The organism is Arthrobacter sp. MYb229 (assembly GCF_002975405.1).
Classification (GTDB): domain Bacteria; phylum Actinomycetota; class Actinomycetes; order Actinomycetales; family Micrococcaceae; genus Glutamicibacter.
Genome location: NZ_PCPS01000003.1, coordinates 335,711 through 354,998 on the forward strand (window position 1 = coordinate 335,711; position 19,288 = coordinate 354,998).

Annotated in this window: 16 protein-coding genes; 7 read left to right on the top strand and 9 right to left on the bottom strand. The window is 62.4% G+C overall.

Going from position 1 to position 19,288, the window contains the following annotated elements; genetic code table 11:
- Positions 1-4: 4 nt before the first annotated feature.
- From CQ019_RS12255 to benA, 5 genes are all read right to left on the bottom strand, one after another.
- Complete coding sequence (locus tag CQ019_RS12255; RefSeq protein WP_258133579.1) at positions 5-1,372, bottom strand: aromatic acid/H+ symport family MFS transporter; 1,368 nt, start codon at positions 1,370-1,372, stop codon at positions 5-7.
- A 190-nt stretch (positions 1,373-1,562) separates the two neighbouring features.
- Entirely contained in the window at positions 1,563-2,402 is an 840-nt protein-coding gene (locus CQ019_RS12260; protein ID WP_105553597.1) for a 1,6-dihydroxycyclohexa-2,4-diene-1-carboxylate dehydrogenase, read from the bottom strand.
- Positions 2,402-3,949: a benzoate 1,2-dioxygenase electron transfer component BenC gene (benC, locus tag CQ019_RS12265; protein ID WP_258133580.1), complete on the bottom strand. Its 1,548-nt coding sequence runs from the start codon at positions 3,947-3,949 to the stop codon at positions 2,402-2,404. Before benC ends, CQ019_RS12260 begins: the two co-directional genes overlap by 1 nt.
- 98 nt (positions 3,950-4,047) lie before the next feature.
- Positions 4,048-4,578: a benzoate 1,2-dioxygenase small subunit gene (gene benB / locus CQ019_RS12270; RefSeq protein ID WP_105553599.1), complete on the bottom strand. Its 531-nt coding sequence runs from the start codon at positions 4,576-4,578 to the stop codon at positions 4,048-4,050.
- An 18-nt stretch (positions 4,579-4,596) separates the two neighbouring features.
- Entirely contained in the window at positions 4,597-5,955 is a 1,359-nt protein-coding gene (gene benA, locus CQ019_RS12275) for a benzoate 1,2-dioxygenase large subunit (RefSeq protein ID WP_105553600.1), read from the bottom strand.
- A gap of 242 nt (positions 5,956-6,197) precedes the next feature.
- Between benA and CQ019_RS12280 the strand changes: the two genes are divergently transcribed.
- Positions 6,198-7,448, top strand: a complete 1,251-nt coding sequence (locus CQ019_RS12280; RefSeq protein ID WP_105569802.1) for a benzoate/H(+) symporter BenE family transporter — start codon at positions 6,198-6,200, stop codon at positions 7,446-7,448.
- Here CQ019_RS12280 and xylB read toward each other — a convergent pair.
- Both xylB and CQ019_RS12290 read right to left on the bottom strand, forming a co-directional pair.
- Complete coding sequence (gene xylB / locus CQ019_RS12285; RefSeq protein WP_105569803.1) at positions 7,445-8,833, bottom strand: xylulokinase; 1,389 nt, start codon at positions 8,831-8,833, stop codon at positions 7,445-7,447. The two genes, CQ019_RS12280 and xylB, sit on opposite strands and share 4 nt — an antisense overlap.
- A 2-nt stretch (positions 8,834-8,835) precedes the next feature.
- Entirely contained in the window at positions 8,836-9,627 is a 792-nt protein-coding gene (locus tag CQ019_RS12290) for a DeoR/GlpR family DNA-binding transcription regulator (protein ID WP_105553603.1), read from the bottom strand.
- Positions 9,628-9,809: 182 nt separating this feature from the next.
- Here CQ019_RS12290 and CQ019_RS12295 point away from each other — a divergent pair, with 182 nt between their 5' ends.
- The 4 genes from CQ019_RS12295 (at position 9,810) to CQ019_RS12310 (ending at position 14,672) form a co-directional block, all read left to right on the top strand.
- Positions 9,810-11,147 carry an MFS transporter gene (locus CQ019_RS12295; RefSeq protein ID WP_105553604.1) on the top strand — a complete coding sequence of 446 codons (1,338 nt, stop codon included), beginning with the start codon at positions 9,810-9,812 and terminating at the stop codon, positions 11,145-11,147.
- Positions 11,148-11,197: 50 nt separating this feature from the next.
- On the top strand, positions 11,198-12,682 hold the full coding sequence (locus CQ019_RS12300; RefSeq protein WP_105553605.1) for a mannitol dehydrogenase family protein: 1,485 nt from the start codon (positions 11,198-11,200) through the stop codon (positions 12,680-12,682).
- Positions 12,683-12,814: 132 nt separating this feature from the next.
- A complete protein-coding gene (locus CQ019_RS12305; RefSeq protein WP_105553606.1) occupies positions 12,815-13,411 on the top strand; it encodes a TetR/AcrR family transcriptional regulator in 597 nt (198 codons plus the stop codon).
- A gap of 46 nt (positions 13,412-13,457) precedes the next feature.
- The gene (locus CQ019_RS12310) at positions 13,458-14,672 is read left to right on the top strand and encodes an MFS transporter (RefSeq protein ID WP_181148458.1); all 1,215 of its coding nucleotides are present in this window, start codon (positions 13,458-13,460) and stop codon (positions 14,670-14,672) included.
- An 88-nt stretch (positions 14,673-14,760) separates the two neighbouring features.
- Here CQ019_RS12310 and CQ019_RS12315 read toward each other — a convergent pair whose 3' ends face one another.
- Positions 14,761-15,519: a hypothetical protein gene (locus tag CQ019_RS12315; protein WP_258137311.1), complete on the bottom strand. Its 759-nt coding sequence runs from the start codon at positions 15,517-15,519 to the stop codon at positions 14,761-14,763.
- A 153-nt stretch (positions 15,520-15,672) separates the two neighbouring features.
- Between CQ019_RS12315 and CQ019_RS12320 the strand changes: the two genes are divergently transcribed.
- Complete coding sequence (locus CQ019_RS12320) at positions 15,673-16,863, top strand: alanine racemase (protein ID WP_105569805.1); 1,191 nt, start codon at positions 15,673-15,675, stop codon at positions 16,861-16,863.
- Positions 16,860-18,170: a D-arabinono-1,4-lactone oxidase gene (locus CQ019_RS12325; RefSeq protein WP_105569806.1), complete on the top strand. Its 1,311-nt coding sequence runs from the start codon at positions 16,860-16,862 to the stop codon at positions 18,168-18,170. Before CQ019_RS12320 ends, CQ019_RS12325 begins: the two co-directional genes overlap by 4 nt.
- On the opposite strand, the gene CQ019_RS12330 is transcribed toward CQ019_RS12325, so the two are convergent.
- Complete coding sequence (locus CQ019_RS12330) at positions 18,167-19,201, bottom strand: endonuclease/exonuclease/phosphatase family protein (RefSeq protein WP_105569807.1); 1,035 nt, start codon at positions 19,199-19,201, stop codon at positions 18,167-18,169. The two genes, CQ019_RS12325 and CQ019_RS12330, sit on opposite strands and share 4 nt — an antisense overlap.
- Positions 19,202-19,288: the final 87 nt, after the last annotated feature.

Genomic DNA, 19,288 nt, shown 5'->3' on the forward strand with positions numbered 1-19,288 from the left:
GTCTCTACTTCTCTGCGTCCGCGGTTGCGAGTTCGACCCGCGCGGGCCGCTGCTTGGCGGTGATCTCGGAATTGCGCAGCGGAACGCCGAGGGTGATCAATGCACCAACGATAGCAACCCCGGAGAAGACATAGAAAGCAACATGGTTTTCCACACCTGCCGCCATCAGCAGCCCGCCGAACAACGGTCCGAAGATGCCGCCCAAACGGCCGAACCCGGCGCACCAGGCCACCCCGGCGCCGCGGGCGGCGCTGTTGTAGAAATTAGACACAAATCCGTAGATCAGCACCTGGGTGCCGATGGTTCCGACGCCGGCCACGGCAACCAGCGCCAGCAGGATGCCCAGCGGCAGGTGCATGGTCAGCAGCACCATGGCGAGAGCGGCGAGGAAGAAGGTGGTGAACACGGTGCGCTTCACGCCGAACCGGTCGGCGCCAACGGAGGCGATCAGCCCGCCGAAGATCGCGCCGGCGTTGAAGACCAGCAGGAAGGTGAGCGCGAAGTCCTTGCCATAGCCGAACTGCGACATGATCTGCGGCAACCAGGTGTTCAGCCCATAGGTCAGCATCAGGCCGGTGAAGCTCATGAATCCGAGCAGCAGGGTCGGGAACGCGTACTTCTTGGAGGCCAGCGCACGGAACCCGATCTTGTTCTCTGCGGGCGCGGCTTCGGCTTTTCCGGCAACGGGTACCAGCATGTGAATCGGGACACCGGTGCGGATCGAGACGCGTTCGGCTTCCGCGGTGCGGCCGCGGGCCATCAGCCATTCGGGGGATTCGGGGAGCTTGACCAGGGCCATCGGGAGCAGGAAGAGCAACGGCGTCGCGCCGATCAGGAACAGTCCGCGCCAGCCGATGGCGTCGAGCAGGATGATGGCCAGCAGGGAGGCCAGTACGCCGCCTACGGGAACACCGGAGTAGACGATCGCGTTGTAGAAATTGCGCTTGCCCTTGGGGGCGAACTCGGCGACCACCGCGCCGGCGGTGGCCACCAGTGCGCCCACCCCGATTCCGGTGGCGAAGCGCAGGGCGCCGAAGGCGGTGACGTCGTTGGTCAGGGCGGTCAGGCCCATGGCCACGGAGAACCAGATGATTCCGGTGATCATGATCTTGCGCCGGCCCAGGTAGTCGCCGATGGCGCCGGCAACCAGCGCGCCGACCATCATGCCGGCCAAAGCCCAGCTGCCCAGCGCGCCGGCGGTGGTCGGGGTGACCTCTCCGAGCTGCGTCGGATCGCCCAGCAGCAGCGGAACGATGGTTCCGTAGACGACCAGGTCATATCCGTCGAAGATCAGCGCCATGGTGGCGATGGCCACGACCCAGCGGACCGTGCTTTGCTGTTTCCTGTTGCTGCTTGCTTCCGAAGTTTTCACGAGTTGCTCCATTTTCATTGGCCCGGGCGCACGTCATCGTGCGGGTATCGAGGCACTGGGAAATACCGCGGCGCGAGGGCGCGGCGTGGGAACCGTGGCCCGAAAGATCGTCGGGCGGCGGGTTTTGGAGGGCACACAGGCGGCGGGGATCCCGCCGCCTGCAAGCGATCATTGATTTCTGGCGCGTTGGCTAGCCGAGGTCTCCGCCGGCCACCGCCAGGGTGGCTCCGGTGATGTAGGAGGCTTCGTCAGAGGCCAAGAACACAATCGGCGCGGACTGTTCGTCCAGGGTTCCGTAGCGCTTGAGCAACGTGGAATCGACCGTCTGGTCCACAATGCTCTGGTACCAGGCTTTTTCCTGTTCGCCGGTGGGCGCCGGGCCGCGCTTGACTACCCGCTCAGGGGCTTCGGTGCCGCCCGGGGCGGTAGCCACCACACGGATTCCGTGGGCGGCCCCTTCCATGGCCAGGGCCGAGGTGATCGCCTTGACCCCGCCCTTGGCCGCCGCATAGGGCACCCGGTTCACCCCGCGGGTGGCCACCGAGGAAACGTTCACGATGGTGCCGGACCCGGCCTTGACCATTTCCTCGAAGGCCGCACGGCACATCCACAGGGTCGGGAAGAGCGAACGCTGGATTTCCTTGCTGATTTCTTCCGGCGCGTAGTGCTCGTACGGCTTGGCCCAGATGGTCCCGCCGACGTTGTTGATGAGCACATCGATCCGGCCGAATTCATCCATTGCCGCGGTCACCGCGGCCAGCGCACCCGCGTAGGTTTCGAGGTCTGCGGTCACGCTCAGCGCATGCGCGCCGTGGGCGCGCAAGCCCTCGGCGACGTCGTGGATCAGCCCGGCGCGGTCAACCAGAACCAGTTCCCCTCCCTCGGCGGCGATGCGCCGGGCCACGGACCAGCCGATGCCCTGGGCAGCGCCGGTGACCATGACGACCTGGCCGGCGAAGCGCCCGGGGTGGAAGGACTCGGGGTATCCGGCGGCTGCGGTCTCGTTGGCCGGGGCGTTGTCCGCGCTCATTAGCTTTGTTCCTGCGAGGCCGCGGCCATGGTGGCCTTGGCGTGCTCGTTGTGCGAGATGATCGCCGCCCGGGCCGCCGCGATGTCCTGCTGCTCGAAGGCCGCGACGATGGCGAAGTGGTCGGCGTCCACCGCACCGTCGATCCAGTGCTCCTGGCGCAGCACCTTTGCCATGAGCGCCGGAACCTCCAGGCGGGTGTAGGCCTGGAGCAGGTGCTCGTTGCCGACGCAGGTGAACAGGAACTCGTGGAAGGCGTCGTTGGTGACGGTGAATTCGGCGGCGTTGACGAACTTTTCGCCGTCCAGGGTCTTGCCCGCAAGCTCCGCGAGGACCTTGAATTCACCTAGCTGGCCGTCGGTCAGCTTGCCCATGGTCAGTTCCACAATTGCCAGTTCAAGGGCCATGCGGGCATCGAACTGGGCGCCGAAGGTTGCGTGCTCCTCGCCGATTTCGTAGCCGGCTGCTGGCGCCTCGGCGGCCTCGGCCACCGGCGCCGCGGCTTCCGCTGCCGGTGCGGCCTCCGGCACGACGGCCAGGGCGAACTTCTCGAAGTAGAAGTTCTGCGGCTTGATTCCTTCGCCGTCCAGGTGGCGGCGCACGCCCTCAACCATCGGTGGCGGACCGCAGAGGTAGATGTCCACGTCGCCCTCGGCCAGGTGCTGCGGCTCGAAGTGGTTGGTGACATAACCCTTCTTTTCCGCGGCGCTGTTCGGGTCGCCGACCACGGTATCGAAGCTGAAGCCCGCGATACGCGAGGTATAGGCTTCGAGCACGTCCAGCTCGACCAGATCGGTATCGGTGTTCACGCCGTAGATCAGGTGGACCGGGTGCGGGTTTTCCATGCCGACCAGCTTTTCCAGGATGGACAGCAGCGGGGCCAGCCCGGTGCCGCCGGCCAGCAGCAGGGACTGGCGCTTGGGTTCGCGCAGGAAGAAGCTGCCCATCGGGCCGGTGAAGGTGAGCCGGTCCCCGACCTGCGCGGTATCGCGCATGTAGGTGGACATTAGCCCGCCGTCGGTGATGCGGATCAGGAAGGAGACGGTCTGGACCTCTGGTCCCGAGCTGAAGGAGTACGAGCGGGTCTGGCCGCCGGATCCGGGAACCTCGATGTTCACGTACTGGCCGGGCAGGAAGGACAACTCTTCGCGCTTGTCGACCTCTAGGCTGAAGGCGTAGGTGGTCTCGGAGATGCGGCGGATCTCGGTCAGCGTCGACTCGAAGACGGTCGCGGCGGTCTTGGCCACATCCGAGGTGGTCGGGATCTGCAGCACGAGGTCGGATTCGGGGACCATCTGGCAGGGCAGGCAGAATCCCTTTTCGGCTTCGTCGTCGGTCAGCGCTTCCTCGATGTAGTCGCCGCCGTCGAATTTGCCCGATTCGCAGAAGGACTTGCAGGTGCCGCAGGCGCCGTCGCGGCAGTCAAGGGGGATGTTGATCCGGGCCTTGTAGGAGGCATCGGCGACGGTTTCGCGGGGGCCTACTTTAATGAAGCGGGTGATCCCGTCTTCAAAAGCTAAGGCGACCTGGTAAGTCATAAGGGTGCTCATTTCAAAATTGTGCTGGTGGGGCAGCAGTAAGTTCTTTGCTGCGCTGCGCCGGGCTGACGCCCGGCGCAGCGCAGGTCGGCTTGGCTAATGCGGCCGAATTAGATGTGGTAGATATCCACCACGTGGTGGATGAAGTCGTTCTTCAGCACTACCTTCTTCGCGGTGATCACCGGCTGGGTGCCGGAGTAGTCGATGGTGTAGAAGGAGTTGCCGAAGTAGGTGTCGACGTTCTGGTAGCGGTAGTACAGCGTGAACCAGTTGAAGCGGACCTCAACCTTGTCGCCATCCACGGCAACGATCTCCACGTTGGTGATGTTGTGCCCGGTGCGCGGTTCCGGCAGGCTGGTGGCCGAGGAGCGGTCGGTCTTGATGCGGAAGACGCGGTCTTCCAGGCCACCGCGGTTTGCGTAGTAGATCAGCGAGATCTCGCGCTGCGGGTCCTCGGTGAGCTTGTCGTCATCGGCCCATGCCGGCATCCAGAAGGTCGCCTCCGGGTGGTAGCAGTCGATCCAGCGGTCGAAGTCGCGGTCATCCAGGAAGCGGGCTTCCTGGTAGAGGAACTGCTCGACGTCCCCGGTGGTGACGGTGCCGTTGCTGGTTTTGGCCTCGGTCAATGCAATGGTGCTCATGTGGCTTTCCCTTCGGCCTTAGTTCTTGGTTTCGAGTTCGGCGGCCAGCGCCTTGCGCATGGTGTCCAGCCAGTAGCCATGCTGGATCGGGTACAGGCCCTCGTCCTCGGTGCGCGCACCGGAGGCGATGGGCTCCAGGCCGATCTTCTTCGCGTTCTCGTCGGCGCCGGTGATCTGGTGCGCCGAGCCGCGGCTCATGTCGTTCCACTTGGCCGCGGTGGCCATGTAGGTCTTCTGGCAGGAGCGGAATTCTTCCAGGTCATCCGGGGTGGCCATGCCCGAGGCGTTGAAGAAGTCCTCGTACTGGCGGATGCGGTTGGCGCGTGCGGTGTCGGACTCGCCCTTGGGTGCGATGCAGTAGATGGTGACCTCGGTCTTGTCCACGGCCACCGGGCGGAACACGCGGATCTGCGAGGAGAACTGGTCCATCAGGTACACGTTCGGGTACAGGCAGAGGTTGCGCGAGACACCGATCATCCAGTCGGCCTTGGCCTCGCCGTATTTGGCGACCAGCTCATCGCGCTTCTCGGCCAGCGGACGGTTTGCGGCGTCCAGCCATTCGGTCCACAGCAGCAGGTGGCCGTTGTCGAATGAGTAGAAGCCGCCTTCCTGCTTGTCCCAGCCGCCGGCATCCATGGTCTTGGTGTCGTTGGTCGATTCGCCGGCGCTGCGCCGGGCCTGGGTGGCGGCGTAGTTCCAGTGGGTCGCCGAAACATGGTAGCCGTCGGCGCCGTTTTCCGCCTGCAGCTTCCAGTTGCCGTCGTAGGTGTAGGTGGAGGAGCCGCGCAGCACCTCGAGGCCTTCCTCGGACTGGTCCACGATCATGTCGATGATCTTCGCCGCTTCGCCCAGGTGCTCTTGAAGGGGTAGGACGTCGGCGTTCAGCGAGCCGAAGAGGAAGCCGCGGTAGTTCTCGAAACGGGCGACCTTGGTCAGATCGTGCGAGCCGTCCTTGTTGAACTGCTCCGGGTAGCCGGCGCCACGGGAATCCTTGACCTTGAGCAGCTTGCCCGAGTTGTTGAAGGTCCAACCGTGGAACGGGCAAGTGAAGGTGGTGCGGTTATCGGTCTTGCGGCGGCAGAGCATCGCGCCGCGGTGGCTGCACGCGTTGATGATGGCGTTCAGCTCATCCTGCTTATTGCGCGAAATGATGATCGGCTGACGGCCGATGTTGGTGGTGAAGTAGTCACCAATGTTGGGGATCTGGGATTCGTGGGCCAGGTAAACCCAGTTGCCCTCCCAGATGTGCTTCATTTCCAGCTCGAAAACTTCTTCGTCGGTGAAAATGTTTCGGTTGGTACGGTATACGCCGGTCTCTGGGCTGTCGACAAGCGCGTTGTCGAGCACCTCTGATACGGCGTTCAAAGTCTCGGTCATGATGTGCTTTGCTCCATCCTTCATATGGGGCCCGGGAGGGCGCAACCGCTCGAGGCGGCCATTCAAGAACTCAATCCTGTCAGGCTGTGCGCGCCGTCACACTAGGCATCTGCCTAGGCTTAGCCTAGGCATCGGAACCATGAGTTTTTGCATATCAATGGCGGTATTTTAAGTATTTGCCGTTCACCTGTGACCTGCGTAACGTGGGCAGACGTTGCGGTCAGCGAAACGGGAGCCAGGTCATGCCAGAAGAAAAAGCGGTCCAACCGCGTGGGTTGCGCAGGCTCGGAAATGACATTTCCTTCTCCGCAATTTGCGCCGGATTCATCGCCATGGCCGTGTCGTACGCCGGCCCGATGCTGGTGATACTGCAAGCAGCACAGCGCGCCGGGCTCAGCGAGGCGCAGAGCAGTTCCTGGGTATGGGCGGTCTCGGTCGGCAGCGGAATCACCGGCTTGCTGCTCAGCCTGTTCACTCGCCAACCAATTATCGTCGCATGGTCCGTGCCGGGAGCCGCCCTCTTGCTGACGGTCCTCGGCGACTACAGCTATTCCGAAGCCATCGGCGCGTATATCGTTGCCGGGCTGCTTGGGCTGCTCTTGAGCCTCAGCGGGTTGCTGGGATGGCTGCTGGCCCGCGTGCCAAAACCGGTCTTGGCCGCGGTTCTCGCCGGGGTGCTGCTGCCCTTTGTGATGGAGGTGGTTCAGGCGGTCCTTGATTCACCGCTGATCGCCGGCGGCCTAGTGGCCGCCTACTTCTTGGCCCGCCGCTGGTCGCCGGGCTATGCGGTCCCGGTAGCGCTCTGCGCCGGCATCGCGCTTGCGGCAGGTTCTGGCCAGATTTCGAACGCACCGCTATCGTTCATGCTCACCTCTCCGGTATTCACGGTTCCGGCATTTTCGCTCTCCGCCATCATGGGCATTTCCCTTCCGCTGCTGATCGTGACCATGGCAGGACAAAACGGTCCGGGCCTGACCATGCTTCGCAGCAGCAATTACCGGCCAAATGATCGGCTCCTGCTCAGCGGGGGCTCGCTTGCGAGCATCCTTTTCGCCCCCTTCGGCTCGCATGCGATCAACCTTGCAGCAATTACCGCAGGGATCTGCACCTCCGCCCAAGCCCACCGGGATCCGGCGCGACGCTACGTCGCGGGCATTTCTTGCGGTGCGTTTTTCATCTTCTTCGGGCTGTTCAGCCAGACTTTTTTGCAGCTTTTTGCGGCGGTCCCGGCCGAGCTGGTCATCGCTGTCGCGGGCGTGGCCCTGCTTCCGGCCATGCAGGGATCCATGCAGGATATGTTTGACGGCCCGGCCAGCGGAGCGGCGGAGGCCGCGGTCTGCACCCTGATCATCACCGCGTCCGGGGTGGCGCCGCTGGGAATCGTCTCGCCCTTCTGGGGTATCGCAGGAGGCACCCTGTGCTTCCTGGCGCTGCACAAGCGACGCCCGGCCTACGCCGCAAAGGGCCCAAATGCGGCCGTGCCCTCCGGTTAGTTCCACCCCGCGGTTGCATCCCGGGTATCCACATAGCGCGCATAGATCTCGGGACGCGGTTCACCCTGATAGCGGGTGGACGCCGCGACGTTCCAGACCGGTGGTTCTTTTTCTCCGCTCAGCGCCCAGGCGGCCTGCCGCGCGGCACCCAACGCCACATATTCGGCAGTCTGCGGAACATCTACCGCGACGCCAAAGATCTGCGGCGCGATGCGGCGCACCGCTTCGGACTGCGCGCCACCGCCGATCAGCAGGATTCGCCGGGTTGCTACGCCGGTGGCTTCTTCGAGGGCAGCGACCGCGTCCTTCATGGAGCACAGCAATCCTTCAACGTAGGCACGGGCGATCTGTTCACGGGTGGTCGAGGTGCGCAGGCCATGCATCAGTCCCGTCGAGTCGGGCCGGTTCGGGGTGCGTTCTCCGCCGAAGTACGGAAGCAGCACCGCTCCCCCGGAGCCGGGCTCCGCGGCCAGCGCAAGGTCAGAGAATTCTTTTTGGCCCACACCGAGCAGCCGGGCACCAAAATCTAGTACCGGAGCGCCGTTGAGGGTGCAGGCCAGCGGCAGGTACCTATTTGTGGCATCCACAAACCCGCTCACCATCCCGGTGCCATCGTGAACGCTGTGATCCACCACCGCGGAGGCTACCCCCGAGGTTCCCATGGAGACGCACACGTCCCCGGGCTGCAGATCCAGTCCCAGCGAGGCGGCCATATTGTCTCCGGTGCCGGCCGCAATTTTGAGGCCCGCAGAAGTTTCGCCGACTATTTCATTTGCCGCCGCGAGCCGCGGCAATGCCACCGGCTTGCCCAGTGCCCGGCGCGCCACCTCGGGCAGGAAACGACGCTGCGCGGTCGAGTAGTATCCGGTGCCCGAGGCGTCTCCGTGGTCGGTGGTCGCTTCCTTGCGGCCGCCTAGATGCCAGGTCAGGTAGTCGTGCGGCAGCAGAACCCGGGTGGTGCGGTTCGCATTTTCCGGCTCGTTTTCGCGCAGCCAACGCAGTTTCGAGGCGGTCAGCGATGCGACCATCACGCTGCCTACAAGTTGCGCGCACCCCTGCTCTCCGCCAAGCTCTCCGATCAGGTCCCGCGCCTGCCCGGCGGAGGAAATGTCATTCCACAGCATGGCGGCGCGCACCGGAGCACCATGCTCATCCAGGGCAACCATGCCGTGCTGCTGGCCGGCGATCGAGAGCGCGGATGCCCGCTCGAGCAGTCCTGCTGTGCTGGCTTCAAGGGCCTCAATCCACTTGGCCGGATCGACTTGGGTCCCGCCAGGGTGGGGCGCGCGCCCGGAGGCTTTGACCTCACCGGTCTGCGCATCAACGAGCAGCGCTTTGCACGATTGAGTCGACGAGTCGATTCCCAAGACATAGGTCGATGGCATGGCTAATCCTTCGGTGAGCTAGCGGCGAGGTGGATATTGAGGTTTAGCGACTTCAGCAGGGCCAAGAGCTCGGGAGCTAGCTGGTCATCGATGACGATGTCATCGAATTCGTCCAATCCCATCACGTGATAGAGCCCGGTGCCCTCAAATTTGCTTGAGTCAACGATCAAAATTTTCCGGCCACCGGTTTTCAGCAAGGCGCGTTTGGTCAGCGCCGCTTCGGCATCCGGGTGCAGCAATGCCTGATTTTTGACCGCGGTGGTCGAGACGAACACCGCATCTGCGGTGAGCCGTTGAGCCTGCTCGACTACCACCGAGCCGAGGAATGAATCGGTTTCTGCATAGTATTGGCCGCCCAACCCCACCAAGGCGATGGACGACTGGGCCGACACGGTGTTCATCAGTGCCAGCGAGTGGGTAATGACCGTGGAGGGCCGGCGGCTTTCCAGATGCGGCCCCAGCTCGCCGACGGTGGTGGAGTCGTCCAGGGCAATGACCGTGCCGGGCTCGATGAGCTCGGCTGCGGTGCGGGCGAGCCGTTGCTTGGTGCGCGCGTTGAGATGGCGGCGCAGCCGCACGTCGCGTTCGGCCAGCCGCGCGGTGATCGCTCGTGCGCCGCCGCGGATGCGTTCGAGGCGCCCCTCGCCCGCGAGGACGTCCAGGTCACGATGGATGGTCATGGCGCTGACCCCGAAGGCGTCGGCCATAGCTTCCACGCGCGCGGTGTGGACCTGATTGACGTAGCTGGTCAGCTCGTCGCGGCGGCTCTCCGGAGGCAGCCCACTGGATCGCATCACTGCGGATCTCCCTTCGGCAAGTTCATCATTTCTCACACCTCCGATGATAGATGCTGTGCTCGCACTCTCAAAACATCATGATCCAAACAATATTTAACAGAAAATCTGTTGAATTTGTTTATTTGGTGTTAGATTAGTGAAATCACGAGCGGCAGCAATGCCCCACGCAAAGGAGCGCCATGATCTCGGAACCCTCGAACCCAAGTGCACCCCCGACAGCCAGGGGCGGCACCGGGCTGCTAGACCGCATGGGACTTCCGCGCCCGCTTTTATGGGGTTTCATCGGCTTGACCCTGTTCATGATCGGCGACGGCGTGGAAACCAATATCCTCACGCCCTACCTGACCGGCGAACACGGCTTCTCCATTCCGCTGGCCGGAACCCTGATCACCATCTACGGTGTCGCGGTGGCCATTGCCGCATTCCTTTCCGCCTCGCTCTCGGACCTGTGGGGCCCGCGCAAGGTGATGCTCATTGGCGCCGGAATCTGGGTGGCCTTCGAGCTGTTCTTCCTGCTCGTCGCGCTGAACTCCTCCAACGTGGTGCTGGTCTTCATCGCCTACGGACTGCGCGGCTTCGGCTACCCCTTCTTCGCCTACGGCTTCCTCGTCTGGATCTCCGCAACCGCCAACGCCAAGCGCCTCGCGGTTGCCATCGGCTGGTTCTACGTGGCCTTCAGCGCCGGCCTGCCCACGCTCGGCGCGCTGACCGCGACCGCCTCGTTGGAAATCTTCGGGCTGAACTATTACCAGACCCTTTGGATCTCGCTGGCACTGGTGGTCCTCGGTGCCGCGGTGGCGTTGCTCGGCGTCAAGGAGAAAACCGGGCGCGCCCCGCTGGTGGATAACCCGGAGCAGGTGTGGAAGACCATGAGCTTCGGGCTTCGCCTGTTGGTGAGCGACCGCAAGGCGTTGATGGTGATGCTCACCCGCACCATCAATTCGGTGCCCACCTATGGCATGGCGGTCTTCTTCCCTGCCTTGTTCGTGGATCGCTTCGGCTGGAGCGTAGGCCAGTTCTTGATCCTGACCACGGTGATCTACGCGGTGAATATTCCCTTCAACCTCTTCTTCGGGGCCCTGGGCGACAAGCTGGGCTGGTCAAAGACCGTGGTCTGGTTCGGCGCGGTGCTCTGTGCGCTGTCCATGGCGGGGCTCTATCTGGTGCCCGCTTGGGCGGTCGACAACGGGATCGAACACGCTTATCTGCTGGCCTTGCTGATCGGCGCGGTCTTCGGCATCGGCTTGGCCGGGTTCGTGCCGCTTTCGGCCATCGCCGTCTCGCTGGCGCCGGAGCATCCAGGAGCCGCGATGGCTTCCTACAACCTTGGCATCGGTGCCGCGGTCTTCGCCGGACCGTTGCTGGTCGCCTTGCTCTACACCACCCTGGGCGCCGCAGGAATGGTGTATCTGTTCGCCGCGCTGTACTTGGTCGCGGCGCTGATGTCGCACTTGCTGCGCGGAACCCAACCCGGATTCAACGGCGTTCCCACCCCCGCCCCGCAGCGCGTCGCCTAAGGCGACCGCTTGAGCAACTGACATTTCCCCCATAAGGAGACTGCGAATTCATGAAACTCTCTAATCAGACGCTGGCAGAAATCCCGCCAGAGGTACAGGTACCGGCCTATGACCGCAGCAAGGTTTCCGCTGGAATCGTCCACTTCGGCGTCGGCGGATTCCACCGCGCCCATCAGGCCATGTATCTCGATCGGCTCATGAACCAGGGCCGAGCCCTCGACTGGGGTATCTGCGGCATGGGAATCATGCCCTCGGACACGCACATGCGCGATACGCTCAGCGACAGCGACGGACTATATACCCTGGTAGTCAAGAATCCGGACGGCAGCCGTGAGGTGCGGGTCATCGGTTCAATTGTCGATTACCTGTACGCTCCGGATGACACCCGTGCGGCTATCGAGAAGCTGGCAGATCCGGCGATCCGCATCGTGTCACTGACCGTCACCGAGGGCGGATACAACGTCAACCCGGTCACCGGGGAATTCGACCTGCAGAACCGCGCCATCGCCGCGGATCTGGCCGATCCGGAAAACCCGAAAACCACCTTCGGCCTGATCAGTGCGGGGCTGAAGCTTCGCCGCGAACGTGGTCTCGCGCCTTTTACCGTCATGAGTTGTGACAACATCCAAGGCAACGGCGAGGTGGCGCATAAGATGTTTGGCGCCTTCGCCACCGCGCTGGATGCAGAATTCGGCACCTGGGTGCAGGCAAATGTTCCGTTTCCCAACTCGATGGTCGACCGCATCACCCCGGTCACCACGGACGCTGATCGGCGCGACGTGACCGAGCGCTATGGCATCGAAGATGCCTGGCCGGTAGTGTGCGAAGACTTCGTGCAGTGGGCGCTGGAGGACAAGTTCGTATCTGGCCGCCCGGAATTCGAGCAGGTCGGAGTCCAGGTAGTTGCAGATGTGGTGCCTTTTGAACTGATGAAGTTGCGTCTGCTCAATGCCACCCATCAGGGCCTGTGCTATTTCGGCCATCTGGCCGGATACCGCGCGGTGCATGATGCGGCACGCAATGAGCTCTTCGCCCAATTCTTGCTGCGCTACATGCGCACCGAGGCGCAGCCTACGCTGGCGGCCTTGCCCGGCGTGGACCTGGCCGCCTATCAGGACAAGCTGATCGAGCGGTACCGCAACGAGCACGTGGCCGACACGATTGCGCGGCTTTGCGCGGACTCCTCGGATCGCATCCCCAAGTGGCTCATGCCGGTGGTCCGCGAAAACCTCGCCGCCGATCGCGACGTGCGCCTTTCGGCCGCCATCGTGGCCAGCTGGGCACGCTATGCCGAGGGCACCGATGAAATGGGCGAGCCGATCCAGATCGTTGACCGTCTGGCTCAGGAAGTCTCCGCCGCCGCGGCGAAGCACAGCGAAGACCCCTTGGCATTCCTGCGCCAGCGGGACCTGTTTGGCGACATCATCAACGATGAACGGTTCACCAAGCCATATCTGGAGACCCTCGAATCCCTGCATTCCCAGGGATCGATTGCCACCCTGGAACGGGTTATGGCGCAGAGCGCCGCCCGTTAGATCGCCTGGACAGAATCCCGCCTTGCCGAGCGGCTCCTTTTGCAAGGAGCCGCTCGGACTTTTTGTACCTGCGATCCTTGAAACCAAATGAACGTTGCTAAAGTAAAGTGACACTTTAGTTTAGGAATCGCCATGAATGATGGAATTTTGCCGGTTAGTACCCGCCCACGCAGCGTGGCAACCCATCATAAGGTCTTGGACTCCACCAATGAACTACTCCGCGACGCGGGCTTCCGCGGGATTTCGATTGAGCGCATCGCCGAGCATTCAGGTGTCAGCACCGCGACGCTGTACAAGCACTGGCCCACCAAGAATGCAATCGTTGCCGAAGCTTTCGGACGTGTTGCCGCCCAAGCGCTGAAGATCCCCACCGATGGAGACCCCTTGGCGAATCTCATCGACTGCACGGTCGAATCGCTGACCTTCCACAGCGTGCAAAGCGGGCGCGTATTCTTTCAGCTGCTGGCCGCCTGCTCCCTGGAACCGCACGGTGCCGCGTATTTCGAGCAGTTTTATCTAGCTCCGCGGCGCAAAACTCTCAAACCCCTCTTTGCGCGCGCACTCGCTTCGGGCCAGTTGGCCGAAGGCCTGGATATCGACGTTGCCATGGACGTGGCCTTCGGCGCAGCGGTGTTCCGGCTGATGCGCGAGAGTGAAAGCGTTGATCTGGCCTCCATTGAAGAAACCGTCCGCTGGTCCGTGCGCGGATTATTGGCTGACCAGCCCTAGATGCATCACGAACACGCCCCATTCGCTACAACACAGAAGAGATCTCGTGGCACACGCCAACAATTACGTCGCCGACAAGCTCGGCTTCAGCACCGCACTCATTGGCCTTTGCCTCATCGCAGCGCACTCCGGCACGCCGTCACCGATCTTCCCGCTGTACTCCGAGCAATGGGGACTGTCTTCCCTTGAAGTCAGCAGCGTCTTCGCCGTATATATCTTCGGTTTGCTGGTCACCCTGCTGACCTGCGGGGCACTGTCCGATCATATTGGACGCCGTCCCGTCGCCTTTAGCGCGTTGCTGATCGCCGCGGCTTCGATGCTCGTCATGGCATTCGCTGATTCGCTGAATGCACTGCTGATCGCCCGGATCTTGCAGGGCATTGCCTCGGGCCTCGGGTTCGGCACCCTGGGCGCAGCCTTGCTCGATTACTCCCCCGCCTCGCGCCACCGGACCGTCGCCATGCTCAACGGCGCCGTGCCACCTGCGGCAATCGGCCTCGGCGCCCTGCTCAGTGGCATTCTCGTGCAGTTCGCACCATACCCCTTCCAGATCCCTTATCTGGCGGTCGCCGCATTGTTGATCCTGGCGCTGATTCCGGCGAGCTTGCTCAAGGAGCGCCACCCACGCCGTCACGGTGTATTGCGTTCGCTCATCCCCTCGGTGATGATCCCCAAGGAGGTGCGCCGCGAATTCCTCGTCGCAGTCGGCGCATTGCTCGCCAGCTGGGCGCTGGTTGGAATGTATCTGGGATTGGGCGCGAGCATCACCAAAACGTTGATGAATATTCAAGCACCAACCCTGAGCGGTTTAGCCATCTTTGCGCTGACCGGCGCGAGTGCGGTGCTCGGCGCCGTCACCTTCCGGTTCGACGCCTTGAAGGTCATGACCCTTGGATGCATCTCGCTGATCGTTGGATCGGGCGGGCTCGTACTAGCTGTTTACACGGAAAACACGGCGATCTATTTCATTTCCAGCATCATCGGCGGCATCGGCTTGGGCGGCGCCTTTCAAGGTGGGCTTCGGACCATCGTGGAGCACGTTCCCGCGCTGCAACGCGGCGGCACGCTCTCCTCGGTATATCTGGTGAGCTACCTAGCCTTCGGCCTGCCAACATTGATCGGTGGACTGCTGATCCCAATCCACGGATTGATGAACGTCACCTACGGCTACGCCGGACTTGTTGTCCTGCTCTCTGTCATTGCCCTGGCATTGATCGCCGGAACTTCCCGGAAGGGCAAACCGGCAGCTACCTCGCAATAGCCGCCGCCCAGCAGCTTCCGCCGCAGAAAGAAAAACAACCGCAGGATGTTTCATGTGAAACATCCTGCGGTTGTTTTTCAGTTTCGGACTATTTACGCTTACGCGGTTTCTCCACAATATCGGTGTCGATAATATCCGGGTCATCCAGCTCAAGCTGGCTTGGCGCCACGGTGTCGATTCCCTCGAAGGCCACGGCCGCGTTTTCGATAACCCGCTTGGCCAGGTAGCGGTTGCCGGCCCCGCCAATGACTGCTCCGATGCCGAAAGGCACCAGCCGGCCAAGCATGCTGGCTCCTTGGGTGCCAACGATCTTGCGAATGAACTTCTTCTGCAAGCTCTTCTGCGCCGTGGCCATCAGGCTCGTTGACTTGTTCGAGCCAAAGGATCTTGCCCAGCCCTTTACCGGTCCGGAGCCGCGGCCGGCCGCCTGACTGGTCAGTGCCGAAATCATCGAGCTGCCTTCTTCGCCCATCAACACACCCATAACCAGCAGGCGCGATCGGTCCGGGTCGTCAATGGCAATGCCATGAAGCTCGGCCAAGGACTGCGCATAAAGCGCAGAGGCTTCCAGGAACCCGATCGTGGCGGCCAATGAGAGCCCCAGCGCTACGGCGGTACCTACCGCCGGTACCGCTGCGGTACCTCCGACGGCCGCTCCAGAGCCGGTGACCACGACCAAATAATCGCGTTCAACGATCTTGGCCAGTTCGGCCGCAGATGCCTGGGGATGTTTCGCGCGCAATCGCTTGAGATATGCAAGGACTAGCGGCCGCTGCACACCGACGCCCCGCATGATGGCGTCTTGGACGGCCGAACGAGGTTTGCCGCTCGAGTCTATGAATGTCATCGAAATGGGATCTTTGCTCATGATATTCCCAGACTAGTAGCTCCAGCCTGATAGTTCCCGGGAAAATGCCGGATTCTTGCCGCGAATTATCAATACCCCACCAGAATCGAACTTTTCCTTGAAACGCCCGTCCCGCGGTGCAAGAGTTGGCCTATGAAGAATGCACAGGCCAAGCGCTATAACCAGGCACTGGAAAAGGCCGGAATGCGTGAACGCCCGGTCGGTTTACTCGATTTAGAAGCCTTCGACCGGAATGCGATCGCTCTGCGCGAAAGAGCCGGGAACATTCCCATTCGGGTGGCATCCAAGTCCCTACGAGTACGTTGGGCGCTTGAACGAGTCTTAGCGCAACCTGGGTTTAGCGGCGTCCTGTGCTTCACCCTCGCCGAGGCGCTGTGGCTGGCGAGCCACGGGCTAAAAGACCTAGTAGTCGCCTACCCGCAAACAGACCCGGGCGCAATCAGCCGGTGGGCCAGCAGCGAGCAGGCGCGCGACCAGATCACGGTGATGATCGATGACGTGGCGCAATTGGACCTCATCGACAAGGTTGCGCCGGGGCATCTGGAATTGAAAGTTGCACTGGAACTTGATGCGGCCTACTACCCCTCTCCATCATTGCGGTTGGGCGCCGCCCGTTCGCCACTGCATGATCCGGAAGACGTGGCCGAGCTGGCACGCCTAGTGCTCAGACGCAGCGGCTTCAAGGTTGAGGGGCTGATGGGCTACGAGTCTCAGATCGCCTCGGTGCCGGACGGAGGATTCGGGCTGAAGGCGCTGCTCGCGCGGACCATGCGCAAACGCAGTGCCGCCGAGCTAGCCGAGCGTCGCAACGAAACTGTTCAGCTAGTCAACGCGGTGGCCCCGTTGAGATTTGTCAACGCCGGCGGCACCGGTTCTATCGAGACCAGCGTGCAGGAGTCTGGGGTGAGCGAAGTTTCGGCCGGATCAGGACTCTTCGCCCCGGCATTGTTCGATGCCTACAAATCTTTCCGCCCTACCCCAGCTCTATTCCTCGGATTCAGCGTGGTCCGCCGTCCCGAACCCGACATCGTCACCATCCTCGGCGGCGGCTGGATCGCTTCGGGTCCGTCGGGAAAGAGCCGCCTGCCACAGATCGCCTGGCCAAAACGACTCAAGTACCTTCCCTTGGAAGCAGCCGGCGAGGTGCAAACCCCGCTGCGCGGCGCCACAGCAAGCAAGCTCAAAATCGGCGACACCGTATGGCTGCGCCACGCCAAGGCAGGTGAGCCGGCCGAACGGCTCAATCGTCTGGCCGTGTACTCAAACGGGCAGATCGTCGAAGATTGGCCGACCTATCGTGGTGAGGGCAAGGCATTTTTGTGAAGCGTTTCGCCAATTTTTCGCGGACCGTCAGCGCAACACCGGCACGGTGGCAGAGCATCACCGACCCCGCCCAGCTTCCCGGGGTCTTCGCGAAGGCCGCGAAAGAGGGGTACACGGTGCGCGCCATGGGCGCTGGGCATTCATTCACTCCGCTGGTCCAGACTTCGGGCGTACTGCTAAATCTCGATGGCTTCCAAGGAATCGAAGAGGTCGATGCGCTCACCCACGAGGTGACCTTCCGGTCGGGCACTCGGTTGTGGCAGATTCCCAGGCTGCTTAGACCCTACAATTTGGCACTAGCCAATATGGGAGACATCGATCGGCAATCGCTTGCCGGTGCGATCAGCACCTCGACTCACGGGACCGGGCTGGCGTTCACCGGATTTAGCGGAATGGTCAGCGGGCTACGCATCACGCTGGCCGACGGAACCGAGATGCGCGCCTCTCCCACCGAGAATGCGGAGCTTTTTCAGGCTGCCCGGGTAAGTCTCGGTGCGCTCGGGGTGATCACCCATGTCAGACTCCGCTGCGTCCCGGAATTCATGCTCAGCGCGGTGGAGCGCGTGGAAGACATTGACCAGATCTCGAAGAGTTTTATCGAACGGTCAAGGTCAACAGATCATCTGGAGTTCTTCTGGTTCTCCGGCACTAGCAGGGCTCTTGTCAAAGCCAATACTCGCCTGCCGGCAGGCATCAGCGCACCGAACGCGCCGGGCAAGGTATCGACGTGGCTCAATGACGAATTGCTATCGAACGGTGCGCTCCAGGCGATCTGTACCCTCGGCGCGCTGCGTCCGCAGTTGATTCCGCGATTAAATCGGCTGGCTGCCGCGGCGCTCTCCGAGCGCAAGCACACCGGTCAATGGTATCGAGTTTTCACCTCGCCGCGACGTGTGCGCTTCACCGAAATGGAATATGCCCTGCCCCTGGAAAGCTTCGGCACCGCGTTCGCCGAGTTCCGAGCCTATTTGGCCAAGGCTCCGGCACCAGTGGTGTTCCCGATAGAAGTTCGCACCGCGGCGGCCGATGACACCTGGCTGGGAACCGCCAGCGGGCGGCCGACTGTCTATCTCGCGGTGCATCGCTACGTCCGCGATAACGTGCCTGAATACTTCCCTGCGGCCGAACGAATTCTGCGCAGGCATGGAGGGCGGCCGCACTGGGGCAAAGAGCATTCTTTGGGTGCTTCGCAGCTGTCCGCGCTATACCCGCGTTTCGCCGATTTCCAGGCGATGCGGTCCACGGTGGACCCGCAGGGGTTGTTCCTCAACGAGCACCTGCGGCGGCTGTTGGTGGAAGAAGTTTAGAACTGAATATCGGTCCAGATCAGGGCGGGAGCCGGATCGTTGATTTGGGACGGGCCGTCGATGGTTTGCGCCTGGAGCGGTGCTCGGTCGCCGATATGCCCTTGGCCAAGGACCTGCCAGGCACTACTTGGGAGGAGATAATTTCCAGAATCGCTGAGCGCCTCGGGATGGTCGGCTTGATGCAGCAGCGCATCCCGCGCGGCCAACGAGGATGGCTGCTGGCCTAGGGAACCGGCTAAGACATATGGGCTTTTTCCGACTCCACGGGTTTTTACCCCCTGGTCACCCTGCAGGTATTTTTCGCCATCGAGGTAATCGGAGATAACCCGCAACTGGTCGAGTTGGCGAGCTTCGGCAAAGGAATAGCCACCGGAAGCGTCGTCCGTTTGCACGGCGAGCACATGTACGTGCTTGCCGCGGTACTCGATCGGAATATCCCAAAGTCCGCTGCTCATCACGGGAATTGAAGCCGCCAGTGCGCCGCTCAATCCAGAATCATCGAGCCTGCTCCCCGGCACGGCTGACCATTTCAGCTCCGAAATTCCGGTGACTGATTCTTGGTCTATCTGATATTTGGAAAGGACAACGACGGCGCCTTGGCCTTCGAAGTTGCCCTGCCCCCAAGCGTCTTCGGGGCCGCCGACAATCCGGTCCCCGTTGAGATCCGCGCCGCTTGGTTTACCTTTGTTGCCCGTGCCTAGGTAAACGTAGTCGTATTCAACGTCCCGCCGGGAGTCCTCTGGATTATTCAGGTAATGGTCCTGGAACGCCTGCACGGCTTGTTCATCTGCATCCATCCCGGTAAGCACCACGAAGTCGGCATTGGCTGCGGTGATGCTGTCCGCTGCTTGCGCGGCTTCGCGGTCGTCTCCCTGCATGAGGTCTGCGGAGAGCTGCCCCGGAACATCCCGGGTCATCTCGGTGGCTAGCGTGGCGACACGCAACGATGTTTCAGACAGCCCCTGGCTCGGCGCGGGGTTGGGGTCTTGCGCGTCCCAAGGGGCGGCAATGGCGCCCGTGGCGGGGAACATTAATAGTGCTCCCAAACCTAGGCTTGCCGTTCCTACTAAGACTTTGCGCACTCTGCAACCCTACGCCGAATCAGCACTCATAATCCA